We start from the raw sequence: 26,307 nt of genomic DNA on the forward strand, positions 1-26,307 counted from the left end.
CCGCACCACCCGGGCACGCGGGACCGGCGTCGCCGCACCACCCGGGCGCACGAGACCGGCGTGGCCACACCACGCGGACGCGCGAAACCGGCGTCACCGCACCACCCGGGCACGCGGGACCAGCGTGGCCACACCACGCGGACGCGCGAAACCGGCGTCACCGCACCACCCGGGCACGCGGGACCGGCGTGGCCACACCACCCGGGCGCACGAGGCAGCTCGGGCGTGCGGTCAGCCGGCCTGGCCGGCGTCGGCCGCGCCCGCGGCGGCGCCACCGGCCGCAGCCGCGGCCGGCGAACCGAAGCGGTCGTCGGCGACGAAGCCCTGCTGGGGGTCGAACTTGCCGTAGCGCGGGCTGTACTTCACCGGCACGGTCGAGTCCGCCTCCTGGATGATCTTCTGGAGGGCCGCCTGCTGTGCCGCCTGGTCCTGCCCGGCGCCGGACTGCTGCGCCAGCTTGTTGCGGACGATGACGGCCCGGATGAAGGCGCGGCCCTCGTCGAGCGGGATGCCGTTGGCCAGCAGCACCTTGTTGAACTGGTCCCAGCCGCCCTGCGCGATGGCGATGTCGTCGACCTCGCGGTCGGTGACCGTGATGCCCTTGCGCCGGCCGAGCTCCTGGAACTGCCTGCTCGTGGTCATGTTGAGCAGCACCGTCTGCGGCAGCGAGAAGGTCAGCTGGAGCTGGTCCTCGGAGATCTTGTTCGCGGCCAGGTCGGCGCGCAGCTCGCGGACCTCGTCGTTCAGGTCACTGGAGGTGATGCGCTCCGAGCCCACGATGGCCGCGGAACCCGCCTGCACGGGGCCGCCGCACGCGGTCACGGCGATCCCGGTCGCCGCCAGCGCCACGGCGACGCGCACTCGATACGACTTCACGGACGATCCTCCCGAACGACACCGGCCACGCATTTGTTGACATTTTCGCGGGTCACTGTACCCGCACAGGCTCCAGGAACAGGGCCTCGACCAGGTCCCCACACCATTTCAGCAGGTCGAGGTCGCGGAGTGGCTGACCGCCGATCGGCTTGGTCTTGGGCACCGGCACCAGCAGGATGCCCGTGGCCTGCTTCCAGATCGAGCGGGGATAGAGCCGCTGCAGCCGCACCTGCTGTGAATCTTTCAGCTCGACCGGCGCGAACCTGATCTGCTGGCCCTGCAGCGTCACGTCGGTCAGCCCCGCCTTGCGGGCCTTGATCCGGAAGCGCGCCACCTCCAGCAGGTTGTCCACCTCCTGGGGCGGCCTGCCGTACCGGTCGGTGAGCTCGTCGCGGACGGCCGCGATGTCGTCCTCCGAGCCGATGGCCGCGATCCGCTTGTACGCCTCCAGGCGCAGCCGCTCGGAGGTGACGTAGTCGTGCGGCACGTGGGCGTTGATCGGCAGCTCGACCTTGACCTCGGGCCGCTCCTCCACCTTGGTCTCGCCCGCGAGCTTGGACTTCTGCTCCTGGACGGCCTCGGCCATCATGCGGACGTACAGGTCGAAGCCGACGCCGGCGATGTGGCCCGACTGCTCGGCCCCGAGGATGTTGCCGGCGCCGCGGATCTCCAGGTCCTTCATGGCGACGTACATGCCGGCGCCCATCTCGGTGTGCTGGGCGATCGTGGCGAGCCGCTCGTGCGCGGTCTCGGTCAGCGGCGCCTCGGGCGGATAGAGGAAGTACGCGTAGCCGCGCTCGCGGCCCCGGCCGACCCGGCCGCGCAACTGGTGGAGCTGCGACAGGCCGTAGTTGTCCGCGCGGTCCACGATGAGCGTGTTGGCGTTGGGCACGTCGAGGCCCGACTCGACGATCGTGGTGGAGACGAGCACGTCGAAGTTGCGCTCCCAGAAGTCCACCATGATCTTTTCGAGCTGGCTCTCGTTCATCTGCCCGTGGGCGACCGCGATCCGCGCCTCCGGCACCAGCTCGTGCAGCCGCGCGGCCACCTTGTCGATCGTGCGGACCCGGTTGTGCACGAAGAACACCTGGCCGTCGCGCATCAGCTCGCGCCGGATCGCCGCCGCGATCTGCTTCTCGTCGTACGGCCCGACGAACGTGAGGATCGGGTGCCGCTCCTCCGGCGGGGTGAGGATGGTCGACATCTCGCGGATGCCGGTGAGGCCCATCTCCAGCGTCCTCGGGATCGGCGTCGCCGACATGGCCAGCACGTCCACCTGCGTGCGCAGGTGCTTCATGGCCTCCTTGTGCTCGACGCCGAACCGCTGCTCCTCGTCCACGATGATCAGGCCGAGGTCCTTGAACTTCACTTCGGGCGACAGCAGCCGGTGCGTGCCGATCACCACGTCGACCCCGCCCGTACGCAGCCCGTCGAGGGTCTCCCGCACCTCGGAGTCGGTCTGGAAGCGGGAGATCGGCTTCACCGTGACCGGGAAGCTGGCGAACCGCTCGCCGAACGTCGACAGGTGCTGCTGCACGAGCAGCGTCGTCGGCACGAGGACGGCGACCTGCTTGCCGTCCTGCACCGCCTTGAACGCCGCCCGCACCGCGATCTCGGTCTTGCCGTAGCCGACGTCGCCGCAGATCAGGCGGTCCATCGGCACCGGCCGCTCCATGTCGCGCTTGACCTCGTCGATCGCTTCGAGCTGGTCGCCCGTCTCGGCGTACGGGAAGGCGTCCTCCATCTCGCGCTGCCACGGGCTGTCGGGCGCGAACGCGTGACCGGGCGAGGCCATCCGGGCCGAGTAGAGCCGGATCAGCTCGCCCGCGATCTCCCTGACCGCCTTCTTCGCCCGGGTCTTGGCCTTGGCCCAGTCGGCCCCGCCCATGCGGTTGAGCGTGGGCGCCTCCCCGCCGACATAGCGCGTGACCTCGTCGAGCTGGTCGGTCGGCACATAGAGCCGGTCGCCCCTGGCGTACTCGATCACGAGGTATTCGCGGGTCGCGCCCTGGATCGTGCGCTGCACCATCTCGATGTAGCGGCCCACGCCGTGCTGCTCGTGCACCACGTGGTCGCCGACCTTGAGCTGCAGAGGATCGACCATGTTGCGGCGGCGCGACGGCAGCCGCCGCATGTCCTTGGTGGACGCCTTCTGTCCGACGAGATCGAGATGGGTCATGACGGCGACGTCCGGCGTGACGAAGCCGTGGTCGATCCGGCCCGTCGTGACCTGCACGACGTCCTTCGGCGGCGGACCGTCGAGGGACGGCACCAGCCGCGCCGCCACGTCCACGCCCTTGAGCAGCTCGACCATGCGCTCGGCCGGGCCGTGGCCCTCGCTCAGCAGCACGACGGCCTTGCCCGCGCCCATCCAGCCCTTGATGTCGGCGAGCGCCCGCTGGGTGTCGCCCCGGTAGGCCTCGACGTCCTGCGCGTCCAGCTCCACGCCCTCGCCGAACGGCGCGATGCTCCACCACGGCTGGCCCAGCTCGCCGGCGTGGTCGCGCACCTCCTCAAGCGTGCGGAAGGCGGCAGCCTCCAGGTCGATCGGGGCCTCGCCGCCCGCGGCCGCGGCGATCCACGACGCCTCCATGAACTCCTGGCTCGTGTGGACCAGCTCGACCGCCCGGCCGCGGATGCGCTCGGGGTCGCAGACGAACACCGCCGACCTGATCGGCAGGTGGTCGAGCAGCAGGTCCATCTCCCCGGCGAGCACGGGCGCGAACGCCTCCATGCCCTCCACCGGCACGCCCTCGGCGAGCTGGTCGAGCACGTCCTTCAGCGCCGGGTGCTCCTCCCCCAGCTCGCGGGCGCGCCGCCGTACGTCGTCGGTGAGCAGCAGCTCACGGCAGGGCGCGGCGAACAGCCCGTCCTGGGCGACTTCGAGCGAACGCTGGTCGGCCACCTTGAACCAGCGGATCTCCTCGATCGTGTCGCCCCAGAACTCCAGCCGCAGCGGGTGCTCCTCGGTGGGCGGGAACACGTCGAGCAGGCCGCCGCGCACGGCCACCTCGCCGCGCTTCTCCACCATGTCCACGCGGTGGTAGCCGTTCTCGACGAGCCGGGCCACCACGTCGTCCAGGTCGGCGTCGTCGCCCGCGCGCAGCCGTACGGGCGCCAGGTCGCCGAGCCCGGCCACGATGGGCTGGAGCAGCGAGCGGACCGGGGCCACCACGATCCGCAGCGGCCCGGCCGCGGGGTCGCCCTCGATCGGGTGCGCCAGCCGCCGCAGCACGGCCAGGCGCTGGCCGACCGTGTCGCTGCGCGGCGACAGGCGCTCGTGCGGCAGCGTCTCCCAGGCGGGGAAGACGGCCACGGAGCTCTCGTCGACCAGGCTCGTGAGCGCGGCGGCGAGATCCTCCGCCTCACGCGCGGTCGCCGTGACGGCGAGCACCGGCCGTACGCGGGACAACGCGGCCACGGCGAACGGCCGCAGCGCGGGAGGCGCCACCAGTTCGGCGCCCGGCTCGGCGGTCTGACCGGCGGCGTCGAGCGCGGCGGCCAGTTTGGGTTCGGCGGATACGAGGTCGAGCAGTCCGGAAAGAGACATCGATGCCTTCAAAAGCCCCGTGACAAAGACAGCCGGCGTGCGGACGCGACCCCGTTCGTCCGGCCGATCCCCCTGACAGAGGAGATCCGCGAGACGCTCCCAACCGGGCCGCGGCTATCAAGGCTACGCCCTGTCTTATGGCCTCGCTCCGCTCGGCCGCTCAGGCGCCTACAGTCCGCGGTCGTGCCGGAGGCGCGCAATGGGCACTTCCTTCAGTGCGTGCTCGCTCGTCGCTCGCTCCGCGCGCTCCTCACTCCAGACATGGCCGCGCCCCTCGCATATCCATGCGTCTCACTCCGTTCGCTCCTCGGCGGGGACATGATGGGGAACGGCAAATGCGCAACTCAGCGTCGTCAAATGATTACGCTCGGTCGTATGACAGAGGTTCGGTTGTCGTCCGCTGACCAGGACGACGTGTTCAGCCAGCGGATCCGCGAGCAGTGGACCGACCAGCTCGGTCGGCGTCTCGACATCCTCATCGCCGGATGCGGCCGGGGCGGCGTCCTCGACGTGGGGCGCTACGAGCCGAGGATGACGGGGGTGGACGAGGATCTGCCGCCACTGCGGACCCACACCGCCAACCGCGACGACCTGGAGGCGTCCTACCTGGGCGACCTGCGGCTCGTGCCGATCCCGCCGCGCTCCTTCGACGTCGTCTACGTGTCGTTCCTCCTCGAACGCATCCGCCACGCCGAGCTCGTGCTCGACCGGCTCGTCGCCGGGCTGCGCCCCGGCGGGCTGCTGCTGCTGAAGATGCGCGACCGCAAGTCGGCGTACGGCTTCTGCGACCGGGTGACCCCCCGCTGGGTGCGCCGGGCGCTGTGGCGCACGCTCGCCCCGGCCGGGTCGGTGGGGCCGCTTCCCGCGGTCTACGAGCCGCTGGCCTCCCGCGAGGGCATCCAGGCGTACTGCCTGATGCGCGGGCTCATGATCGCGGAGGACTACTCGGCGGTGAGCGGCCCGGCCCGGCGGGGCCCGCACGGCGGTCTGGTCTCCGTGGTCTGCCGGACCGTGGCCGCGCTCTCGCGAGGCGGGCTCAACGGCACCGAGGACGAGATCACCATGGTGATCCGCCGTCCGCAGAACCATTTCGCCCGCCTCATCTGAGCCGCTATCCGGGGCCGCTATCCGGGGCCGCTATCCGGGGCCGCTATCCGGGGCCGCTATCTGGGCGTCAGGACCGGCTGCCATGTTCCGGGCTCCTGGGCGTTCTGCCGGTAGACCGAGAGCTGGACCCTGCTCCCGCCGTCGACGCCCACCAGGACCAGGCCGTTGTGGAACTCGCTTCCGCACGTGTCCGCGCAGCCCAGGGCGACCAGGCGGCGGTCGTCGGCCCAGGCGAGAAGCTGGAGCACCTCCTGGCGGCCCACGACCTTGCCCGTCGAGAGCTCGGTGATCTCGGTGGGCATGCCGTCGGGGCCGGCGAGCAGCGTGCCGTCGGGCGACACGCCCGCCTTCGACTCCGTGACGACGTAGCCGGCGGGCGCGTCGTGCGGCCTGCCGTCGAGGTCGTAGAAGGCGTCGGGCCGCTTCCAGATGTTGCTGGCCTCGCGGATCAGCGTGCCGTCGTCGCTCCAGCGGAAGTCGCGCCGCACGTTGCTGTTGTCGGTCCGGCAGGGATCGACGGCGTGGAAGTCCCCCGCCGTAGCGGTGGCCACGTCGACGATGTAGAAGCCGGTGCGGCTGGTGGAGACCGCCTGGAACGGCGGCAGCAGCCGGGGATCGCCGGGCGTCGCCGCGACCGGGGCCGGGCACCGCCGCTCCTCGGCCGACCTCATGTCCAGATCGGGGGACTCGTCATAGGCGGTGGCCACCAGGCGCGTGCCGTCGGGCGACCAGGCGACGCCGCCCACGGGGTGGTCCACCGGCACCCACGCCCGCACCCGCCGGGTCTCCATGTCGAAGATGCCGATCCTCCGCACGGGCAGGTCCTTCTCCAGGACCGCCGCCCAGCGCAGGCCGGGGGCGACCTCGACCCAGCCCCACTCCGTCTTCTCGTAGCTTTCGGTCACCTGGTCGAGGAGATACCACGTCAGGTCGAGCGCCTCACGCCCGTCGACCGTACGCCGCCGCCAGGTGTAGTAGGCGGACAACGCCACCCGGCCCGCCGCGATCATCCTCTTCGGCGGGGAGTTCTCCGTGTCGGCGAGCACGTCCTGCGCGGGGGGCGTCTCCCGGTACGGCTGGACGGGCACCACCACAGGCGGGCCGCCGACCTGCGAGACCGGCGCCCTGTCGAGGAGGGGGACCACGACCAGCGGCACCAGCAGCGCCACGGCCGCCACGACGGCCGCGCACGCGACCACACCCGCGAACCTCGTCAGGCGCAGCCGAGACCGGCGGCGCAGCGCGCGGTCGGCGAGGTCGGCGGGCACGTGGACCTCCCGCGACCACTCCGACAGGGTCTCCTTCAGGATCCGGGGGGTCATGACGTCACCTCACTCAGGCGCAGATCGGCGAGTTCCGGCGCGGTCGTCCGCAGCCGGGCGAGCGACCGGTGCGCGGTGCTGCGCACGGTCCCCACGGAGCAGCCGAGGATCCGGGCCACCTCGTCCTCGGGCAGGTCGTCGAGATACCGCAGCACGAGCACGGCCCGCTGGCGGGGCGTCAGCCGGGCGAGCGCCCGGCGCAGGATCATCCGCAGCTCGGCCTGGTCGGTGCCCGCGCGCCCGGCCGGGCGCTCCGGCACGTCGGCCACGCTCGTCTCCCGCTGCCGCCAGGCCAGCCGCCACCAGCTGATCTGCTGCCGATACATGACCTGCCGCACGTACGCCTCGGGCTCGTCGAGCCGCCCCCACCGCGTGACGACCTTGGCCAGGGCGGTCTGCACCAGGTCTTCGGCGGCGTGCTGGTCTCCTCCGGTCAGCAGATAGGCCAGCCGCATCAACGCCGGCGCGCGGGCCGACACGAATTCGCGGAATCGTCGCTCTTCTGCGGCGTCCACGAGCACCTCCTCGGATTAGTGTCTGCCTGTAGACGCCCCGGGCACCGGCACGCTATGCGTGGGGTTGCCAGTAGGGTGCGTTCCGACCCACCAAAGCCGCGACCTCAAGCGAGCGCCGACCGATTCGAGCGGAAACGGAAGCCATGACCGAGTGGACGCCCGACGCACGTGAGCTGGCCGACCTGGAGCTGCTGCTGTCCGGGGCGTACGCGCCGTTGACCGGGTTCCTCACCTCGGCCGAGGTGGAGAGCGTGGTCGAGCGCGGGCGGCTGCCCGGAGGGGCGTCCTGGCCCGACCCGATCACGATCGCGCTGCCGGACGAGTTCGGGCCCGGCGACCGGGTGACGCTCCGCGACCCCGAGGGCGCGGCGGTCGCGGTGCTGACCGTCGTGGAGCGGGACGGCCACCACGTCGCCGGACCCGTCGAGGCGCTCGACGCCCCCGCGTACGGCCCGTTCGCCCGGCTGCGCCGTACGCCGGAGGAGATCCGCAAGGACCTGCCGGACGGCGAGGTCCTCGCGGTGACGATGCGCGGTCCGCTCGACGGCCCCACGCTCGACGACGTGGCGGCGACCGCAGAGGAACTGGACGCGGCCGTGCTCCTCATGCCCCTCGTCTTCGGCGAGGGCGGCCCCGCCGTGGTGCGCGCCGCGCTCAAGGCTGCCGAGCGGCTTCCCGGTGCGACGGTGGTCGCGGTGCCGCTCGCGCCGCGCGAGGACGCCGAGATCGACCTCGAACTCCGCGAGCACGTGGCCCGCAACTACGGCGCCACCGAGCACTACGCCGGTCCCGCGCCGATCAGCATTCCGGGGCCGCCGCACAAGCGGGGGCTCGTGGTGTTCTTCACCGGCCTGTCCGGCTCGGGCAAGTCGACGATCGCCCGGGGCCTGCGCGACGCGCTGCTCGAACGCGGCGGCCGCACGGTCACCTACCTGGACGGCGACGTGGTGCGGCGGATGCTGTCGGCGGGGCTCACGTTCTCGCGCGAGGACCGCGACCGCAACATCCGCAGGATCGGCTTCGTGGCCGCCGAGGTCGCCCGCCACGGCGGCCTGGCCATCTGCGCGCCCATCGCGCCGTACGCCGCGACCCGCGACGAGGTGCGGGCGATGGTCGAGGAGGTCGGCGGCGACTTCCTGCTCGTCCACGTGGCCACGCCGCTGGAGGAGTGCGAGCGCCGCGACCGCAAGGGCCTGTACGCCAAGGCGCGGGCCGGGCTGATCCCGGAGTTCACCGGGATCTCCGACCCGTACGAGGAGCCGGAGGACGCCGACCTCGTCCTCGACACCACGGACATGACGATCGAGCGCGCGGTCGGCGCCGTGCTGAACCTGGTCACCTCGGGCGGCTGGGTCCGCTGACGCCCGCGTCCACGGCTCGGGAGGGCGACGCCGATCCCGGGCCCCGTACGCGGCGGGCCGGGGCGACGTTCCGCGCGGGCCGGCTCAGGAGGCCGGCACCGGGGTGGACGTGAAGCGGGGCAGCCGCCCGAGCTCCGCGAACGCCCGGGTGGCGCCCGGCGTGGTGTCGAACCTGGTGTCGCCCCGGGGCGCCAGCGGCGAGTCGAAGTAGACCAGCGCCTTGATCTGGGGATAGTCCCCGATCTGCCGCCGGACCGAGTCGAAGAAATCGCGCTTGAACGCGGGCGCCCCGCGCCGCTCGAAGGCGCCCCACTCGGCCACCATGATCGGCTTGGCCGGGAACCTGGCCTGCATCCACCGGTAGAACCCGGGCCAGCCGGGCGCGTCGGGCCGCGTCTTGTCGACGAGCGTGGCGAAGTCGCGCACCCGGTCGTCCGCGTACGGGTCGAAGGCGACCCAGTCGACCACGTCGTCACCGGGGTAGAGCCGGCCGAACCACGGCTTGACCGCCCAGTTGGGCGCGCCCATGTAGGTCATCACGGTCACCGCGTTGCGTACCCCCTGCTGCCGCAGGCGGATCACGACGTGGCGGTACATCGCGACGTAGTCGGCGGGCGAGTAGCCGCGGCCCTCACGCACGTCGTTCTCCGGCTCGTGGTGGATCGTGAGGAAGAACCGGCCGGGAAAGGTGCGCCGGATGTGCGCGGCGAGCCGGTCGATGCGCCCGTCCACCGCACCACGCGCGACCTCGGCCCAGGTGCGGTCGAGCGCCGGCTTCCAGTTCACCAGCAGCAGCCGGGGCCCCTTGGCGATCACCCGCTCCTCCATCGTGGGGAAGAGCTCCCCGCCCCGGTGGTAGACGTGCACGATGTCGGCCCGGCGGCCCATGCGCCGTTCGGCCATGTCCACGGCGCGGATCGGGCCGCGTCCGGAGAAGACGTCGGGCGCGATCCCCCACCACGCCCCGCACGTCGGGATGAGCTTGTCCGTGACCGCACAGGCGACCGGCCTCGTCCCGGCGCCGCCCCCCGGCACCCGCCCGCTCGTGGCGGTGCCCGTGCACGCCGTCGCGCACGCTCCCGCCACCAGTACGGCCAAGCCGGCGATGAGTCTCATCGCGCCCCCTTTCTCGGCAGACCACGCATTGAACGGATGGGCAAACACCATCCCATCAATCCCTGTGACTTCGGGGCCGGTTTCCCCATCTCACGTGTACGGATATTTCCGTTTTCATCGGCTAATTGAGCGGCCATTGCCGGACGCGAATTCGGCAATAGCCGGGGACGAAACTCCACGGCGGCTTATAGTTCGAGACCGGATCCCGCCGGACCGCCGCCGGGACCGCGAACGCGCCCGGCTTTCCCTCCCGCATCCGGAGGGGCACCGGCGGCCCCACCGCCGGCCGTGGCCGCGTGACACACGAGGGCACGGGGAGTTCGATGAGCCTGCCGCCGCACAGCCGCGACCTTGCAGAATACGGTTCTGTGCTCCGGCGCAGGCGCCTGGTCGCCGTCATCTGCCTGCTCGCCGGAGTGGGCGGCGGGACGGCGGCGCTCGTGCTCACTCCCCCGCGTTACACCGCGACCGCCCAGGTGCAGGTGACGGCGACCGGCGCGCAGGAACAGTTCAACGTGCCGAACTCCCGGCAGCGCGAAATCCTCAATCTCGACACCGAATCACAGATCGCCCGATCGGCGGTCGTCTCCACCCTGGCCGCCGCGATACTGAAATATCCGGATCCGGAGGAATTGCGGGAGCGGCTGACCGTGGACGTCCCTCCCAATTCCGCCGTTCTCTCCATTTCTTACTCGGCGTCCGATCCCCGGGCCGCGGCCGCCGGGGCCCAGGCGTACGCGGAGGCCTATCTGCGCAACCGCGCCCGCGCTGCCGAGGACGCGATCGGCGGCCAGCTCAGGCTGATCGCCGCGCGGCTGCACCAGATCGAGGACGACCTCGAAAAGGCGGGCACGACCACCACGACCACGGCGGGGCAGGCGACGTCGAGGCGGCAGGCCCTGCTCGCCCGCCAGGCAGCGGACCTCACGCTGCGCTACGACGCGCTCAAGACCGTCGCGGTGACGCCGGGCACGGTGATCAGCCCCGCCAGGCCGCCCGCCCGCCCGTCCTACCCGAGCCCGCCGCTCTTCCTCGGCAGCGGCCTGTTCCTCGGCGTGCTCGCCGGGGCAGGGGCCGCGTTCTGCCGCGACCGGCTGGACACCCGCATCCGCACCTGCGCCGACATCGAACGGCTGTGCGGCCTGCCGCTGCTCGCCGAGCTTCCGGCCAGGCCGAGCTCCGCGGCCCTCGACGAGATGGCCGCCGCCGTCGCCACGTCGCTGGGCGGCGGGCCCCACCGGCTGCTCGTCGAGGGCGTGGGGACGGGCATCCTCGACGGCGGGCGGTCACGACGCCAGAAGGGCTCACGGGCGGCGCGCCAGGACGGCGCGGGATCAGGAGGCGCGGGAGCGGGACGCCAGGACGGCACCGGCGCACAGGGAAAGGCCAGGCTGCTCGCCAAGAGCCTCGGCCCCGCGCTGGCGCACCTGGTGCCGGTGACGGTCGTGACCGGCCGGTCCGCCCATCCCGACGCCGCCGTGCTGCTGGTCGGCCTGCGGCGGACGACCTCCCCTGAGGTCACCCGGGCCGTACGGCAGCTCGCCCGGCAGGGCGCCCGCGTGCTCGGCGCCGTCGCCGTGCCGCCGGGGTTCGTCGCGCCCGTGCCCGAGACCGCGGAGTGGGGCGCGTGACGATCCCCGGCCCCCGCACCCCGGCCGCGTCGGCGGTCGCCGCCCCCCAGCTGCCGGTCACGGCGTACGGAACCGGGTGGCAGGCCCTTCCCACCAGGCGCCCTTCTGTCAGGGCGGCGTGGCCGATCGCGGCGTACCTGCTCGGTTATCCGGTCTGGTGGGCGCTCGGCCTGGGCGGGCTGTCGGTGGTGGTGCTGGCCGTGCCGATGGCAGTGCTGCTGTGGCGCAGGCGGCCGATCCGCGCGCCGAAGGGCTTCGGCCTGTGGGCGCTGCTGCTGACGGGCTACCTGATCAGCGCGCTCACGCTCGCCGAGACGCCGGACGGCACGTACGGCGAGCTCGCCGCCGGCCGGGTCATCGGCTACCTGATGCGGCTGGCCGTCTATGTCTCCCTCCTGATCATGGTGCTCTACCTGGGCAACCTCACCCACGACGAGCTGCCGCAGCGCACCCTGGTCAGGTGGCTCGGCGTGCTGTTCCTGACGGCCGTCGGGGGCGGGCTGCTCGGGGTGTTCGCGCCCGGCTTCGCGTTCACCTCGCCGCTGGAGATGGTGCTGCCGCCGGCGATCGGCGGCCATCCCTTCGTCGCCAACCTCATCCACCCGACGGCGGCCCAGATCCAGCATGTGCTCGGGCACGCCGCGCCGCGCCCGGAGGCGCCGTTCGAGTGGTCCAACGCCTGGGGCGCCGACGTCTCGGTGCTGGTGATCTGGTTCGTGGTCGGCTGGTGGACCTACGGCGGACCGTACCGCCGGGTGGTGGCCGTGCTCGCGCTCGCCACCGCCGCGGTGCCGGTCGTCTACTCGCTCAACCGGGGCCTGTGGATCGGGCTCGGGATCTCGGCGGCCTATGTGATGATCCGGGGCGCACGCCCCCTGCTGGCCGGAGCGGTCGCGGCCGTCGCCGCGGCGGCGTTCCTGCTTTCGCCGCTGAGCACGATCGTCGCGCAGCGGCTGGACAACCCCCAGAGCAACGGCATCCGCGCGTTCACGGTCGCGACCACCATCCGGGTCGCGGCGACGTCGCCGGTCATCGGCTACGGCAACACGCGCACCGCGTACGGCAGCCACCGCACGGTGACGACGGGCCGCAGCCCGTGGTGCACGGAGTGCGGCCATCCCCCGCTCGGCAGCGACGGGCAGCTGTGGCTCCTGATGATCAGCCAGGGCTTCACGGGTGCCCTGCTGTACGTCGCGTTCTTCGCCGGGGCGGTGCGGCGCTACTGGGCCGACCGGACGCCCATCGGCAAGGCGGGGACGCTCGTGATGATCCTCGTGCTGCTCTACATGGTCGTCTACGACGGGCTGATCAGCGCCCTGACCCTGTATCTGATCTCCTTCGCCCTGCTCTGGCGCAACGCCACAGGGGCATCCGACCTCGGGGAGGCCCGATGAGGGACGCGGCCGATCGGCTCCACTACCTGGACGAGGTGATGGACCTGCTGTTCCCCCCTTCCCCTCCCGATGCCCGCCCCGGTGCCCGCCCCGGTGCCCTGCCAGGCGCCCGGCCGGGCGTCCGGCCCGGCGTCCGGCCGGAGGCCCGCACCGTGGTGCCGCACCGCCTCGTGCCCCGGCGGGTCGTCCCGCGCACGTGGTGGCACCGCGCGCTCGGACGCGGCCTGCCCGTCGCCGGCGGGACCGACACGATCGAGACGCACCTCAGCGACGTGCTCGGCCGCCGGATGCGGGTCGTCGTCCACGTCAGGCCCGCCCGCCGCGCCAACCGCAAGCCGATCCTGGAGGCGTACGACGAGTCGGGGCTCGCGGGATTCGTGAAGATCGGCGACACGCCGCGGGCCAGGCGGCTGGTGCGCTACGAGAGCGAGGTGCTGCGCATGCTCGCCGGGCGGCCGTTGAAGGTCGTCGTGCCGCCCGACGTGCTCTATCACGGCCAGTGGCGGGGCCTTGAGGTGCTGATGCTGTCGCCGCTTCCCGTCGACTCTCGCCGTGTGGGTTCCCGCCGTGTGCCCGCTCCCCTGCTCGCGTCGGCCGTACGGGAGATCGCCGCCATCCGCCCGTACGGCGACGAGGCGGGCTGCGGGGACGCCGCGGCCTGGCACGGCGACTTCACCCCCTGGAACCTCGCCGCCGGGGCGGACGGGCGGCTGCTCGTGTGGGACTGGGAGCGGTTCGCGGTGGGCGTGCCGCTCGGCTTCGACGTCCTGCACCACTTCTTCCACCGGGCGCTGCGCCGGATGCCGCCGCCGGTCGCCGCCCGGTCCTGTCTCGCCCAGGCGGGCGGGCTCCTGGAACCGTTCGGCGTCGAGGTGGCCCAGGCCCGCCGTACGGCGGTCCACTACCTGGTCACCCTGGCCGAGCGGCACCGCCGCGACGGCCACGAGCCGCTCGGGCCGCCCGCCGTCTGGCTGAACCCTCTCGTCGATCACGAGGAGTGCCTGCTGTGAAGGCGCCGTTGAAGCACTCGGCGCACGCCGTGTCGTACGCCGCCGGAAGGCTGACCAGCGGCGGCAGGGTGCTGCCGTCGTTCCTGATCGTCGGGGCGCAGCGGTGCGGCACGACCTCGCTCTACCGCGCCCTGTCCCGGCATCCGCTGGTCATGAAGCCCGTGCTGCGCAAGGGCGTCCACTACTTCGACATGGACTACGAGCGAGGGCTGCCCTGGTATCGCGCCCACTTCCCGCTGACCTCCCGGGCGCGGGCGCTCCGCTATCGATGGGGTCATGCCCCGCAGGCGTTCGAGTCGTCCCCCTACTACCTCTTCCATCCCCTGGCGGGGGCCCGCATCGCGGCCGACCTGCCCGGAGTCAAGCTGATCGTCCTGGTCCGCGACCCGGTCGAGCGGGCCTGCTCCGCGCACGCCCACGAGCTGGCGCGGGGGTTCGAGACCGAGCCGTGCTTCGAGCGCGCCCTCGCGCTGGAGCCCGAGCGCCTCGCCGGTGAGGCCGAACGGCTGCGGACCATCCCCGGCTACGCCAGCCACGAGCACCGGCACCACGCCTACCTGGCACGGGGACGGTACGCCGAGCAACTGGCCCGGCTGGAGCCGCTCGTGGGACGCGACCGGATCCTGGTCCTCGACAGCGGGCTGCTGTTCCGCGATCCCGCCGCCGTTTATGACCGGGTGCTGGGGTTCCTCGGGCTGCCCCGGATCGGCGGCGTGGACTTCAAGCGGCACAACGCCCGGCCGCGGGAGGCCATGCCCGCGTCCGTCTATCGGCGGCTTCGGGAGCACTTCGAGCCATGGGACGCGCAGCTCGTCCCGTGGCTGGGAGCGGTGCCCTCGTGGCGGCGCTGACCGGCCTGTCGCGGCCGGGCGGCCTCCTCCGGCATGGAGTGGCCGGGCTGGCCACGGCGGCCGCCGCCGCGGGAGGGCAGTTCGCGCTCGTGCTGGTGGTGACGCGGTCGCTCACCCCGGCGTCCGCCGGGGCGTTCTTCACGGCCACCGCGCTGTGCCTGATGCTCGCGGGCATCGTCCGCCTCGACACCGGCAACGGCCTCGTCCACGCCCTGGCCCGCAACCGTTCCGCCCGCACCCCGGGTGGGGGACGGCGGCTGGTCCGCGGGGTCCTCGCCCCGGTGGCCGCGCTCGCGTCGCTGACCGGCGCCGGGGTCGCCGTGGCGGCCGGGCCGCTCGCCGGGCTCACCGGCGTGCCCGGCGGCGTCTGGATCGTGCTGGCCGCCGCCCTGCCGTTCGTCGTCCTGTCCGACGTGCTGATCTGCGCCACCCGCGGCCTCGGCACGATGCGGCCCACGCTGTTGCTCGCCGGGGCCGTGCAGCCGCTCGGGCAGCTCGCCCTCGTCACCGCCGCCGTGCTCGCGGGGGCCCCGCCGCCGGTGCTGGCCGCCGCCTGGGCGCTTCCCTCCGTGGCCGGCGCGGTGCTGGCCGCCGTACGGCTGCGCGGGCTCGCGCTGTACGACGTGGGGGAGGTGGGGGCCTTCTGGCGGCACACCGCGCCGAGGTCGGCCGCGGCGGCCCTGCAGTCGGTGTTCCAGCGGCTCGACGTGGTGATCGTCGCGCTGCTCGCGGGGCCCGCGGCGGCGGCCGTCTACACGGCGGCGACCCGGTTCAAGGTGCTGGGGCAGCTCGCCGGTCAGGGGCTCGCCCAGGCCGCGCAGGCGCGGCTGGTCAGGGCCCTGGCCGAGGGCGACCTGGACGCCGCCCGCGCCCTCTATCGCACCACCACCAGGTGGCTGATCGTGCTCACCTGGCCGCTGTGGCTGGGCTACGCGGCGCTCGCGCCGTGGCTGCTGCCGCTGTTCGGGCCCGCGTACGCCGGCGGCGGCGCGATCGCGATCGTCCTGTCGGCCACGATGATGGTCGCGACCGCGTGCGGCATGGTCGACGTCGTGCTCGTCGCGGGCGGGCGCACGGCCGCCAGCCTCGCCAACGTGACGACGGCCGTCGCCGTGACGATCGGCCTCGACGTGCTGCTCGTCCCCGCGTACGGCGCGCTGGGGGCGGTGCTGGGCTGGTCGGGCGGCGTGCTCGTGAAGAACCTGCTGCCCGCCCTCCAGGTCCACCGCCGCTATGGCCTGCTCCCCTTCGGTGTGGGCCGCTCGGCCGATCCCGCCAAGGCGCCCGGCGGTACGAGTACGACCGGGGCGGCGACTGGGGCTGGAGCGGCGGCCGGCGGTGCGGGGACGACGAGGGCGGCCTCGTGAGCGCGGAACCGCCCGTGCTGGTCACCGGCCTGCCGCGCAGCGGCACGAGCTGGGTGGGCCGGATGCTCACGGCGAGCGGGCGGCTGGTCTACGTCAACGAGCCGCTCAACCCGCAGCGCCCGCCTGGCCGCTCCCCCGGCGTGCTGAACGCGTCCGTGACGCACCGTTTCCAGTACATCTGCCCGGACAACGAGACGCCCTGGCTGGCGGCGTTCTCCCGTACGGTCGCGCTGCGCTACGGCTGGGCGGCCGAGCTTCGCCGCAACCACGGCCCGGGCGACCTCGCGCGGATGGCCAAATATGGCACCGCCTTCACCCTCGGCCGCCGGCTGGCCAGGCGGGCGCTGCTAGATGATCCGTTCGCGCTCCTGTCCGCCGAGTGGTTCGCCGCCCGCCTCGGCTGCCGGGTCGTCGTCGTGGTCCGCGACCCCGTGTCGTTCGCCGGGAGCTGGCGGCGGCTCGGCTGGCGGGTGGACGCGCGCGAACTGCTCGACCAGCCCCTCCTGCTGCGCGACCACCCGTACGTGGCCGATCTGGCGCCCTTCGCCGGCGAGCACGACGTGATCACCGCGGCGGCGGTGTTGTGGAGGACCGCTTGGCGGGTCACCGGCACGGTGGCCGGCCGCACCGCCGGGATCAAGGTCGTGCGTTATGAGGACCTGTGCGCCGCGCCCCTCGACGGCTTCCGCGACCTGTACGCCTGGTGCGGCCTGCCCTGGACCGGCCGTGCCGTCCGCCGGGTCACCGCCGCCTGCACGTCCTCCCGCTCCGGATCTCGCCCCGCCTTCGCCTGGACCGGCCTGTCCCGTACGGCCTACCGCCCGATGGACTCCCGGCAGGCGCTCACCGCGACCTCCCTCCCCCACGACGACGCCGTCCGCGTACGCGCCCTGACCACCGATCCAGCCGTATCCAGCTAGGCATTCGCCGGTCCGGCGTGCGGGGAGCGCAGCTCAGCCGGCGCGGCCCGCGATGAGCCGACGCCACCGATCACTGGCCTCGGGCCGTCGCCACCCTCCCGCGTACGAGACGGCAGGGACGAAGCGCGCCCGGTCGAGGTGTCCATCCTCATCAAGGGCGGCCATCTCTATGAGCTGAGGTATCAGCAGACAATCCCGGGTGAGGCATCCTGAGGCATTCAGAAAGCCGTCACACGAGGAAGCGGCCGAACCGGCCGCGACGGCCCGGCACGCTCAGGTTCGACCAGGTAATCACGTAGTGGCGACCAACTCGATCTCGATGGCCAGGACGCCGAGGGCTTCCTTCTCCGGTCCATAGATGCGCCGGATGGCGGTCGATTGCTGATCTCGCGGGCTGGTCGGGTCGACCTTCTCATGGCCTTCGGTGTCCAGTAGCTCCTCAAAACTGCGATAGCGAGCGACCCGCTTGACCTTGGTCAGGGCGTCGTCGCCGCCGCACGTGAATCGGATGTAGTCGCCTGCGGCGAGGTCCCGCAGCTTGGGGTATTGGACCCGGACCTCGATGGTCTTGCTGCCGTCGGCGACGAGATCGAAGTACCGCCGGTACAGGTTCATCGAGCGAACGCGCACGCTCCGCGGCGTACGGATCTTGTCCGGCGGACCATCGGCGACTGCCCGTGCCTCTTCTTCACCCCGCATGAGGACACAGTGTCGCGCCACCCACCCGAGACGTACGGAACTTCGCTTCACGACCCTCATGAGCGCGAGGTCCGCGCAAGGCAGACGGGTTGGAGCCCCGGCTTATCCTTTCACCGCCACCCGGAGCGTGAAAGGATAAGCCGTATCCTTTCATGATCTTGGTCGGCGTGAAAGGAAAACCGCGCGCGCCGCCGTACGAGCGGCATTAACCGAGGGTGGTGTCGCCGAGAGAGGCGAGGAGGGTGCGCAGGGCGCCGGCGAGGTGGTCGCGCTCCCCGGGGTCCAGCGACGCCAGCAGGCGCGCCTCGTTCGCGACATGCGGCCCCAGCACCTCGTCCACGAGCGCGAGACCACGATCGGTGAGCCGCACCCGGACCGACCGCCGGTCGTCGGAGTCGGGGATCCGTTCGACCAGACCCCTGGCCGCCATCCGGTCGATGCGGTTGGTGATCGCACCGGAGGTCACCATCGCCGCCTTGTTGAGGGCTCCCGCCGACAGTTCGTACGGCGGGCCGGACCGGCGCAACGTGGCCAGGACGTCGAACTCCCAGCGCTCCAGGCCGTACGCGGCGAAGAACTCCTTCAGCTCCCGGTCGAGCAGCCGCGACAGCCGGCTGATCCTGCCCATGATCCCCATCGGCCATACGTCCAGGTCAGGCCGTTCCCGCGCCCACTGCGCGAGCAACAGATCGACCGCGTCACCCATGGCGACCCCTAAGCACTAAGTATCTCAACGTTCATCAGTTTGACGTCGATGCGTTCGGCGTGATGTTATTTCAACGTTGAGATTATCAACGAGGAGCAATCTTCATGGGCATGTCCGCCGCATCCCGGTCCGGTTCCGCGCCGCACGCCGCGACGCTGGCCCTCACCGCGCTCACACCGCTCGCCTGGGGCTCGACGTACGCCGTGACCACGGAGTTCCTGCCGCCCGACCGCCCGATGTTCACCGCGGTGATGCGAGCGCTGCCCGCCGGGCTGGCATTGCTGGTCATCGGCCGCGTGCTGCCGCGCGGCGTGTGGATCTGGCGGGCCGCGGTGCTCGGCGTGCTGAACATCGGGGCGTTCTTCCCGCTGCTGTTCCTGGCGGCGTACCGGCTGCCCGGCGGCGTCGCGGCCGTGCTGGGCGCGGTGGGCCCGCTGTTCGCGCTCGGCTTCGCCGCCCTGCTGCTCGCCGAGCGTCCGACCACACGCAAGGTGCTCGCCGGAGTCCTCGGACTGGTCGGGGTCGGGCTGGTCGTCCTGCGCGCCGAGGCACGGCTCGACATGGTCGGCGTGCTCGCCGGGCTGGCCGGGGCCGCGTCCATGTCCGCCGGGACCGTGCTGACCAAGCGCTGGGGCCGCCCGGAGGGGGTCGGGGCACTCGCCCTCACCGGATGGCAGCTCACCGCCGGCGGGCTGCTGCTCGTTCCCGTCGCCCTGCTCATCGAGGGCGCACCTCCGGCGTTGAGCGGCGAGAACCTGCTCGGGTACGCCTACCTGGGCATCGTCGGCACCGCGGTCGGCTATTGGATCTGGTTCCGCGGGATCTCCCGGCTCCCCGCGACGTCCGTCGCCTTCCTCGCACTGCTGAGCCCGGTTTCCGCGGCCGTCATCGGCTGGGCGGCGCTGGGGCAGTCCCTCAGCCCGATCCAGTTGCTCGGCATGATCCTCGCCCTCGGCGGCACTCTCCTCGGCCAGGCCCCGGCCGGGCCTTCCCGGCGCGCCGCGGCCCCGCCCCAGCCCGTACGGCCCGCAGCCCAGACGGCCAGCCCGTCCCGCTGACACGAACGAGCCCCATACGCGGAGTGACGAGCGGGGCGTGGGAGGATTTTCCCGGCCGTGCAATGCGGGAGCTGTGGCGACGCACGAACCATGCCACGCGTGCGCGAACCAGCACGAACCGTGCCACGCGTGCGCGAACCAGCACGAACCGTGCCACGCGTGCGCGAACCAGGACGACCGGAGGACGAGCGCGATGCGCGACGAGAAGATCAGCGATTTCCTGTCCCGCCTCGCCGATCGGGTGCCCGCGCCGGGCGGTGGCGCCGCAGCGGCCCTGCAGGCCGCGCAGGCCGCGGCGCTGCTGGGCATGGTCGCGCGCTACACCACCGGCGAGAAGTACGCCGAGCACGCGGCCGTGATCGAGCGGATCATCGGCGAGACCGACGACCTGCGGGCGGAGGCCCTGCGCCTGGCCGAGGCCGACGAGGCGGCGTTCACGGCGGTCACCGAGGCGTACAAGCTGCCCAAGGACACCGACGAGGCCAAGGCCGCCCGGTCGGCCGCCATCGCCGAGGCGCTGGTGGGAGCGGGCAAGGTCCCGGCCGAGGTGGTCGCCGTCGCGAGGAAGGCCGTCGGCATCGCCGAGGAACTACTGCCCATCGGCAACCGCAACGTCGTCTCCGACATCGCCGCCGCCACCGAGGCCGCCCGGGCCGCGGCGACCACCGCCCGGGTGAACATCGAGATCAACCTCGGCGGGATCAAGGACGAGCGCGCCCGTGCCGAACTGGCCGCCGAGGCGGCCGGAGTGGACGAGGTCGCCGCGCGGGCCGAACGGGTCACCGCCGCCGTACGCGAGGAGATCGCCAAGTGAGCGCCCGCGTGCTGTCCGGCAAGGAGCTCGCGGCGTCCATCCGGGCCGAGGCCGCCGAGCGGGCCGCCGCGCTCGCCGCGGCCGGCACACCGCCGAAGCTCGCGGTCGTCGTCGCCACGGCGGACGAGTCCAGCGCCTGGTACGTACGCTCGATCGCCCGCGCCGCCGAGAAGGCCGGCATCGCCTGCGACATCGTCGATCTCGGGGCGGATGCCGCCCCGAGCCTGATCCGCGACAGGCTGACGGCGCTGAGCGCCGACGACACCGTGCACGGGATCATCCTCCAGACCCCGCTGCCGCAGGGAGCGAAGCTGGAGGACCTGGCCGGCGCGATCGCGTTCGAGAAGGACGTCGACGGCGCCAATCCGCTGTCGCTGGGCCGTCTGGCTGCGGGCCTGCCCGCGTTCGCCCCGGCGACCGCCGAGGCCGTCGTGGCGATCCTCGACCACCACGAGATCGACCTGACCGGCCTCCACGTCGCCGTCGTCGGCAGGTCCACCGTCGTCGGCAAACCCGCCGCCCATCTCCTGCTGGACCGGAACGCCACCGTGACGGTCTGCCACTCCCGTACGCGGGAGCTGCCCGCCGTCACCTCCGCGGCCGACGTGGTCGTGGCCGCGGTCGGCCGTGCCGGGCTGATCACGGCCGAGCACGTACGGACCGGGGCGGTGGTCGTGGACGTCGGCACCAACCCCACCGACGACGGCGGCCTGGTCGGGGACGTCGACGCGGTCGCGGTCGCGGACAAGGCCGGAGCGCTCACGCCCGTGCCCGGCGGGGTCGGCCCGGTCACCACCGCGCTGCTGCTGCGCCACACCGTGCAAGCCGCCGTGCAGGCCGCCGGCCGCGGCTGATCGCGCCCCGCCCCGGCCCCGCGCCGTCAACGCGCCTCGTCCGGCACCCTGGCCGCGACGACGGGTGGGGCCACGCTCGACGGGGGGCGCGCCACCACCTGAGCCTTCCAGGCCACGGTCACCAGCAGCGGCACCAGCAGCGCCAGCGTCCAGGTCAGCCCGAGCGCCTGTGCGACGCGGCCGACGAGCGCCGGAGCGAGCAGCATGGCGGAGTACGTCATGGTGGTGAGCCGGGCGACCGCGGCGGTCGCTCCCGTGCCGCCCTCCTCCGTGCCCGCGTGCCCGGCCGCGCTGAAGATCAGTGGCAGCGGTGTCGCCAGCCCGAGACCGGCGAGGGCGAACCCGGCGACCGCGAGGATCGGCGTGGGGGCCACGACCACCGCCGTCAGACCGGCGGCCGCCAGCGCGGTGCCGCTCCGCACCAGGACCCGTGCCGGGTGCCGGGCGGACAACCGGTCGCCCACCAGCCGTCCGGCCGTCTGGGAGGCGGTGAAGGCGACGAGGCCGAGCGAGGCCACGCCCAGCGAGGCGCCGAGGTCCTCGTGCAGGAACACGCCGCTCCAGGTGATGACGGCCCCCTCACAGGCCAGCACCGCCGCGCCCAGCGCGCCGAGGAGCAGGACGCGGCGCGTCCAGCCAGCCCGCCATCCTCGCCGTCCGGCGCCGTCGTCCGTCCGCGCGGGCGGGTGCTCCGCGGAGAACTCCTCGGCCGGCAGCCCCCTGCCCACCACCAGGACGACGGCCGTCACGACCGCTCCCAGGATCAGGTAGTGCGTGGTGAGAGACATACCCGCCTGCGCTGCGGCCCCGCCGGTGAACGACCCGGCCACGGAGCCGATGCTCCATGCCGCGTGGCAGCCGTTCATGATGGGACGGTGCGCCGCCCGTTCGACCATCACCGCCTGCGCGTTCATGCCCGTGTCGAGCAGCCCGTTCGCGGCGCCGACGAGGAGCATGGCCGCGGCCAGGTGAACGGGTCCGCCGGCGAGGCCCACTCCGAGCAGGGCGAGGGGAAGCGTGACTGCGGCGATCCGCACGACCCACGCGCTGCCGATCCGCGCCGCGAGGCGCCCGGCGACCTGCGTGGCGGCGAGCGCCGCCACGGCGACCAGGGCGGTCAGGAGCCCGAGCAGCCCAGCCGTCAGATCGTGATCCGTCTTCAGCGACGGCGTGCGGACCGCGAGCGAGGCGATCAGCGCGCCGTTCACGGCGAACACCGCCGTCACCGCCGCGCGTGCCCGTCGCACGGCTCTCCCCTCCCGGCCCTCTCGTCGTCGCTCCTGGCCGGCTTCCCCAGCCACTATGGACATGCGTCCCGCCTTCCCGTACGGCGCCTCCCGACGGGCGCCCCTTGGAAGGACGACGGCGCCGACGCGGATTTTCGACATCCGGGCGCGATCGGATGTCGATTTCGGAGACTCACCGCGTCGTAGAGGAGAGCGGCCGCGCGGGGCGGCCCGTGTCCGGAGGAGAAAGCCGTTGAAATACCTGCTGTTGATCTGCGGCGAGGAGTCGGTCGAAGTCAGCCCCGAGCAGGCCGACCCCGAGCCGTGGATCGAGGAGACGGAGCGCCGCGGAGTGCGCCTCGACGGGCATCGCCTGTGCCCGGTCAGCGACGCTACGACGGTGCGAGCCGGACTGGTGACCCAAGGGCCGTTCGCCGAGACCAAGGAGCAGATCGGCGGATTCGACATCATCGAGTGCGCCGACCTGGACGAGGCCATCGAGATCGCCCTGAAGCATCCCGTGGCGTCGTTCGGTTCGATCGAGGTGAGGCCGTTCTGGCCGGAATGAGCGGCGCCGACGTCACCCGGGTCGTCGAGGAGGCGTTCCGCGAGGAGTGGGGCCGCGTCGTCGCCACGCTCATCCGGCTGACCGGCGACTGGGACCTTGCTGAGGAGTGCGCCCAGGACGCCTTCGCCCAGGCAATCGCCCGCTGGCCCCGGGACGGCGTTCCGCGCCGTCCCGGGGCGTGGCTCACCACGGCGGCCCGCAACCGGGCGCTGGACCGACTCCGTCGCGACACGACCGAGGTGGCGCGGCTCCGCTCCGTCGCGGCCATGCCGGCCGGCCCCGATCCGGAGCCGGTGGAGGAGGACGTGGAGGAGGACCACGTGCCCGACGACCGGTTGCGCCTGATGTTCACCTGCTGTCACCCGGCCCTGCCGCTGGAGGCGCAGGTGGCCCTCACCCTCCGTACGCTCGCGGGGCTGACCACGGCCGAGATCGCCGCGGCGTTCATGGTGCCGGAGACGACCATGGCCCAGCGGCTGGTCAGGGCCAAGAAGAAGATCCGCAACGCGGGCATACCCTACGGGGTGCCGCCCGCGCACCTATTGGCCGAGCGGACGGCGGGCGTGCTCGGCGTGCTGTACGTCCTGTTCACCGAGGGATACTCGGCCAGCGGCGGGCCGAGTCCCGCCCGGCCGGAGCTGACCGCCGAGGCCATCCGGCTGGCCCGGGTGCTCGCCGGGCTGATGCCGGGCGAGCCCGAGGCGCAGGGGCTGCTCGCGCTGATGCTGCTGCAGGACTCACGGCGCGTGGCCCGGTTCGACGCGGCGGGCGACATCGTCACCCTGGAGTTCCAGGACCGCGCGCAGTGGGACCACGACGAGATCGACGAGGGGCTGCGGCTGCTGGACAACGCGTTGGCGTGCCGCCGTCCCGGGCCCTACCAGGTGCAGGCGGCCATCGCCGCCTGTCACGCCACCGCCCTCGACCCGGACGACACCGACTGGCCGCAGATCGCCGGTCTTTACGCACGGCTCGCACGGCTGGCGCCGTCTCCGGTCGTCGAGTTGAACCGGGCGGTGGCAGTCGCGATGGCCGACGGCCCCCTCGCGGGTCTGCGGCTGGTCGACGAACTGCGGGCGGGCGGCGCGCTGGCCGGGCACCATCTGCTCGCCGCGACCCGTGCCGACCTGCTGCGCAGGCTGGGCCGTACGGCGGACGCGGCGCAGGCCTACGAGGAGGCCCTGGCGCTCGCGCCGACCGACGCGGAGCGCCGGTACCTCGCCCGCAGACGTGCCGAGACCGGTGGGACCTGACAGGCTGCCCGGTCGTGCGGCCCCTGCCGGCCGGGCGCCTGCCCCCGGTCGCTGGGGACCGTGCCCCCGAGGCGGCCCGGCGGTGCGGGCGGCGCCGCGACGGAGAGGACCCGTTCATCTCCACCGCCCGGCATGACCGGCAACGGGAGGAGACCGCCGAAGTCGCCGCCCGCATGGTCGCGGCGCTCCTCGCCGATGACGAGGGCATCCGTGCCGTGCTGCACGCCCTTCCCGTCGTATTTCCCTGGGTGCGGCACCTGAACGACGAGGAGAAGCAGCAGTTCGTGCGGGACCTTGTCGACGCCACTCACGACGCGATCGATCTGGACGTTCACGCCACGCTGCACCGGGTCGTCGTCGAATGGCGGGCCACGGCCCGGATCCTGGCCGATCCGGCACTGACCGAACAGCTCACGCGCGCACTGCCGGACGAGGACCACGGCGAGGTGTTCGCGCCATGAGCCCGAAGCGCGGCGACGCCGTGGCCCCGCCCGCCGTCGGCGACGAGTGGCATCTTCGGTTCGCCACCAGCGAGGCCGCCAAGGGCTGGAGCGACCTCTGCGCCGAGGCTGCCGGGAACACCGGCGCTGTTTCGAGGCGTTACGCGCGGACCCGTTGTCACAGAAGGACCCGGACCGGCAACACCGGCTTCGTGGCCGCCTGGCCGTCTGAGAGGCTCGCCGTCCATCGGGTGGTCGCGGCGGCGTCCTACCGTGGACGGAAGAGATGACCGGCGACCGGCCCGCCGGTCCCGCGTTCGGCCGCGGCAGGCGTGACAGCGATGCGCCGACGATGGCCGTGGCCCGCTCATCCGCTACATTTCGCTCTGCTGTCGCGCAAGAACGGACTCTCCATGAACGTCGCCCTGTGGGTCATAGCCGGCCTGCTCACTCTCGCCTTCCTCGTCGCCGGCGTGATGAAGCTCGCCCAGCCGAAGGAGAGGCTGGCCGCCTCCGGCATGGCCTGGACCGAAAACTTCCCCGCCGGCGCGATCAAGGGCATCGGGGCCATCGAGGTGCTGATCGCCTTCGGTCTTGTACTGCCCGCCGTCACGGGCATCGCCCCGGTGCTGACGCCGCTCGCCGCGCTCGGCATCGCCCTGCTCATGGCCGGAGCGGTCGTCGTCCACGCCCGCCGCGCGGAAACCCAGGTGATCGTCGTCAACCTGGTGCTCCTGGTGCTGGCCGCCGTGGTCGTCTGGGGCCGCTTCGGCCCGTACGCCTTCTAGCCCTTCCTACGTACGCGCCGCAGGACCCGCGCCCGGAAGACCCTGCGCAGCAGGGCGCCGGACAGGATGCGGCAGGCGAAGGGGAGGTCGTCGACCAGATAGCGGCGGGCGAGCCGCTTGGGCTCGCTGATCAGGCGATACAGCCATTCGAGCCCGTGGTCGCCCATCCAGCCCGGAGCCCGGCGCACCGACCCGGCGGCGAACGCGATGGCCGCGCCGCACCCCACGAACCAGGCACCCGGCAGGTCGGCCCGCAGCTCCGCGATGAGCCGGTCCTGCCGGGGAAAGCCGAGCCCCACGAAGACCAGCGACGGCCGCGCGGCCACGAGTCTCTCCCGCACCTCTGCCAGCGCCGCCGGGTCGGTCTCGAACCCGTACGGCGGAGCGTGGACGCCCGCCACGACCAGCCCCTGATGCCGCTCGCACAGCGTGTCACGCGCCGCCACGGCGACGCCGGGCGGTCCCCCGATCAGGTAGACGGGCAGCCCGCGGGCCGCGGCGGCCCCGGTCAGCGACCAGATCAGGTCGGCTCCGGTCACCCGCTCCGGCAGTGGGCGTCCGAGCAGGCGTGACGCCCAGACCAGCGGCATGCCGTCGGCCACGGCGAGCTCGGCCGCGTCGATCAGCGCACGCAGCGAGGGATCACGGGCGGCGGCACGGCAGATGTCCACGTTCGGCGTGACGATGTGGCCGCCCGCGCCGCGCTCTGCCGCGGCCATCACCCGGGCGACGACCTGGGCCTCGGTGAGCGGGTCGAGCAGCACGCCGCCCACGCGGACCCTGCCTGCCCGCGCGGCGGCCGTCCCCGCTCTGGCCGTTCCTGCACCGGCAAGCGGGGCGCGGACCGCCTCCAGGCATCGCCGCGGGGGCGTCGGGCTCAC

24 protein-coding genes and 1 pseudogene are annotated in these 26,307 nt (G+C 73.0%); 16 read left to right on the forward strand and 9 right to left on the reverse strand.

The features are described 5' to 3' along the window. Nucleotides 1-231: 231 nt before the first annotated feature. Together OHB01_RS05180 and mfd are read right to left on the reverse strand one after the other, a co-directional pair. Nucleotides 232-876, reverse strand: coding sequence for a SurA N-terminal domain-containing protein (locus OHB01_RS05180; RefSeq protein ID WP_168066380.1), 645 nt, complete (start codon nt 874-876; stop codon nt 232-234). Between the two features lie 52 nt (nt 877-928). After that, entirely contained in the window at nt 929-4,426 is a 3,498-nt protein-coding gene (mfd, locus tag OHB01_RS05185) for a transcription-repair coupling factor (RefSeq protein ID WP_142650751.1), read from the reverse strand. A gap of 375 nt (nt 4,427-4,801) precedes the next feature. Here mfd and OHB01_RS05190 point away from each other — a divergent pair, with 375 nt between their 5' ends. Further along, a complete protein-coding gene (locus OHB01_RS05190) occupies nt 4,802-5,533 on the forward strand; it encodes a methyltransferase domain-containing protein (protein WP_168066382.1) in 732 nt (243 codons plus the stop codon). 56 nt (nt 5,534-5,589) lie between these two features. Here OHB01_RS05190 and OHB01_RS05195 read toward each other — a convergent pair whose 3' ends face one another. Together OHB01_RS05195 and OHB01_RS05200 are read right to left on the reverse strand one after the other, a co-directional pair. Then, nucleotides 5,590-6,855: a WD40 repeat domain-containing protein gene (locus OHB01_RS05195; protein ID WP_142650752.1), complete on the reverse strand. Its 1,266-nt coding sequence runs from the start codon at nt 6,853-6,855 to the stop codon at nt 5,590-5,592. Next, a complete protein-coding gene (locus OHB01_RS05200; protein WP_328855005.1) occupies nt 6,852-7,370 on the reverse strand; it encodes a SigE family RNA polymerase sigma factor in 519 nt (172 codons plus the stop codon). The genes OHB01_RS05195 and OHB01_RS05200 overlap by 4 nt, the downstream gene beginning before the upstream one ends. Before the next feature lie 110 nt (nt 7,371-7,480). Between OHB01_RS05200 and cysC the strand changes: the two are divergent. Then, nucleotides 7,481-8,731, forward strand: a pseudogene (cysC, locus tag OHB01_RS05205) (adenylyl-sulfate kinase); the annotation flags it as partial. A gap of 84 nt (nt 8,732-8,815) precedes the next feature. Here cysC and OHB01_RS05210 read toward each other — a convergent pair. Continuing rightward, entirely contained in the window at nt 8,816-9,847 is a 1,032-nt protein-coding gene (locus OHB01_RS05210) for a glycoside hydrolase family 26 protein (RefSeq protein WP_142650755.1), read from the reverse strand. 323 nt (nt 9,848-10,170) lie between these two features. On the opposite strand from OHB01_RS05210, the gene OHB01_RS05215 reads away from it, so the two are divergent. Genes OHB01_RS05215 through OHB01_RS05240 form a run of 6 tightly spaced genes read left to right on the forward strand, consistent with a single transcriptional unit; the run spans nt 10,171 to nt 17,020 of the window. Further along, nucleotides 10,171-11,478, forward strand: coding sequence for a YveK family protein (locus OHB01_RS05215; protein WP_328855006.1), 1,308 nt, complete (start codon nt 10,171-10,173; stop codon nt 11,476-11,478). After that, nucleotides 11,475-12,872, forward strand: coding sequence for a hypothetical protein (locus OHB01_RS05220; protein WP_328855007.1), 1,398 nt, complete (start codon nt 11,475-11,477; stop codon nt 12,870-12,872). Before OHB01_RS05215 ends, OHB01_RS05220 begins: the two co-directional genes overlap by 4 nt. Then, nucleotides 12,869-13,882, forward strand: coding sequence for a hypothetical protein (locus tag OHB01_RS05225; RefSeq protein ID WP_328855008.1), 1,014 nt, complete (start codon nt 12,869-12,871; stop codon nt 13,880-13,882). Before OHB01_RS05220 ends, OHB01_RS05225 begins: the two co-directional genes overlap by 4 nt. Further along, complete coding sequence (locus OHB01_RS05230; RefSeq protein WP_142650758.1) at nt 13,879-14,733, forward strand: sulfotransferase domain-containing protein; 855 nt, start codon at nt 13,879-13,881, stop codon at nt 14,731-14,733. Before OHB01_RS05225 ends, OHB01_RS05230 begins: the two co-directional genes overlap by 4 nt. After that, the gene (locus tag OHB01_RS05235) at nt 14,700-16,100 is read left to right on the forward strand and encodes a lipopolysaccharide biosynthesis protein (protein WP_328855009.1); all 1,401 of its coding nucleotides are present in this window, start codon (nt 14,700-14,702) and stop codon (nt 16,098-16,100) included. The genes OHB01_RS05230 and OHB01_RS05235 overlap by 34 nt, the downstream gene beginning before the upstream one ends. Then, nucleotides 16,097-17,020, forward strand: coding sequence for a sulfotransferase (locus OHB01_RS05240; protein ID WP_328709147.1), 924 nt, complete (start codon nt 16,097-16,099; stop codon nt 17,018-17,020). The genes OHB01_RS05235 and OHB01_RS05240 overlap by 4 nt, the downstream gene beginning before the upstream one ends. Before the next feature lie 291 nt (nt 17,021-17,311). Here OHB01_RS05240 and OHB01_RS05245 read toward each other — a convergent pair whose 3' ends face one another. Together OHB01_RS05245 and OHB01_RS05250 are read right to left on the reverse strand one after the other, a co-directional pair. Beyond that, entirely contained in the window at nt 17,312-17,719 is a 408-nt protein-coding gene (locus OHB01_RS05245) for an ASCH domain-containing protein (RefSeq protein ID WP_142650760.1), read from the reverse strand. A 205-nt stretch (nt 17,720-17,924) separates the two neighbouring features. Then, nucleotides 17,925-18,425: a MarR family winged helix-turn-helix transcriptional regulator gene (locus OHB01_RS05250; protein WP_142650761.1), complete on the reverse strand. Its 501-nt coding sequence runs from the start codon at nt 18,423-18,425 to the stop codon at nt 17,925-17,927. Nucleotides 18,426-18,535: 110 nt separating this feature from the next. Here OHB01_RS05250 and OHB01_RS05255 point away from each other — a divergent pair, with 110 nt between their 5' ends. The 3 genes from OHB01_RS05255 (at nt 18,536) to OHB01_RS05265 (ending at nt 21,151) form a co-directional block, all read left to right on the forward strand. After that, nucleotides 18,536-19,483, forward strand: a complete 948-nt coding sequence (locus tag OHB01_RS05255) for an EamA family transporter (RefSeq protein ID WP_328855010.1) — start codon at nt 18,536-18,538, stop codon at nt 19,481-19,483. A 193-nt stretch (nt 19,484-19,676) separates the two neighbouring features. Further along, nucleotides 19,677-20,297, forward strand: coding sequence for a cyclodeaminase/cyclohydrolase family protein (locus OHB01_RS05260; RefSeq protein ID WP_328855011.1), 621 nt, complete (start codon nt 19,677-19,679; stop codon nt 20,295-20,297). Continuing rightward, nucleotides 20,294-21,151 (forward strand): bifunctional 5,10-methylenetetrahydrofolate dehydrogenase/5,10-methenyltetrahydrofolate cyclohydrolase, encoded by an 858-nt coding sequence (locus OHB01_RS05265; RefSeq protein WP_328855012.1) that lies wholly within the window; start codon nt 20,294-20,296, stop codon nt 21,149-21,151. The genes OHB01_RS05260 and OHB01_RS05265 overlap by 4 nt, the downstream gene beginning before the upstream one ends. A 26-nt stretch (nt 21,152-21,177) precedes the next feature. On the opposite strand, the gene OHB01_RS05270 is transcribed toward OHB01_RS05265, so the two are convergent. Next, nucleotides 21,178-22,398, reverse strand: a complete 1,221-nt coding sequence (locus tag OHB01_RS05270; protein WP_168066386.1) for an MFS transporter — start codon at nt 22,396-22,398, stop codon at nt 21,178-21,180. Between the two features lie 232 nt (nt 22,399-22,630). Between OHB01_RS05270 and OHB01_RS05275 the strand changes: the two genes are divergently transcribed. The 5 genes from OHB01_RS05275 to OHB01_RS05295 all read left to right on the forward strand — a co-directional run bounded on the left by OHB01_RS05275 (nt 22,631) and on the right by OHB01_RS05295 (nt 25,426). After that, entirely contained in the window at nt 22,631-22,945 is a 315-nt protein-coding gene (locus OHB01_RS05275) for a YciI family protein (RefSeq protein ID WP_142624671.1), read from the forward strand. Then, nucleotides 22,942-24,198, forward strand: a complete 1,257-nt coding sequence (locus OHB01_RS05280; RefSeq protein WP_142650767.1) for an RNA polymerase sigma factor — start codon at nt 22,942-22,944, stop codon at nt 24,196-24,198. The genes OHB01_RS05275 and OHB01_RS05280 overlap by 4 nt, the downstream gene beginning before the upstream one ends. A gap of 14 nt (nt 24,199-24,212) precedes the next feature. Beyond that, nucleotides 24,213-24,659, forward strand: a complete 447-nt coding sequence (locus OHB01_RS05285; RefSeq protein WP_185949060.1) for a prevent-host-death family protein — start codon at nt 24,213-24,215, stop codon at nt 24,657-24,659. Further along, nucleotides 24,656-24,928 (forward strand): hypothetical protein, encoded by a 273-nt coding sequence (locus tag OHB01_RS05290; RefSeq protein ID WP_205830891.1) that lies wholly within the window; start codon nt 24,656-24,658, stop codon nt 24,926-24,928. The genes OHB01_RS05285 and OHB01_RS05290 overlap by 4 nt, the downstream gene beginning before the upstream one ends. A 123-nt stretch (nt 24,929-25,051) precedes the next feature. Then, nucleotides 25,052-25,426, forward strand: coding sequence for a DoxX family protein (locus OHB01_RS05295; RefSeq protein WP_328709144.1), 375 nt, complete (start codon nt 25,052-25,054; stop codon nt 25,424-25,426). Here the strand turns inward: OHB01_RS05295 and OHB01_RS05300 are convergent. Continuing rightward, on the reverse strand, nt 25,423-26,199 hold the full coding sequence (locus tag OHB01_RS05300; RefSeq protein WP_328855013.1) for a WecB/TagA/CpsF family glycosyltransferase: 777 nt from the start codon (nt 26,197-26,199) through the stop codon (nt 25,423-25,425). The genes OHB01_RS05295 and OHB01_RS05300 overlap by 4 nt on opposite strands. Nucleotides 26,200-26,307 lie beyond the last annotated feature (108 nt).

Origin of the sequence: Microbispora hainanensis (assembly GCF_036186745.1) — a bacterium.
In the GTDB taxonomy this organism is placed as follows: domain Bacteria; phylum Actinomycetota; class Actinomycetes; order Streptosporangiales; family Streptosporangiaceae; genus Microbispora.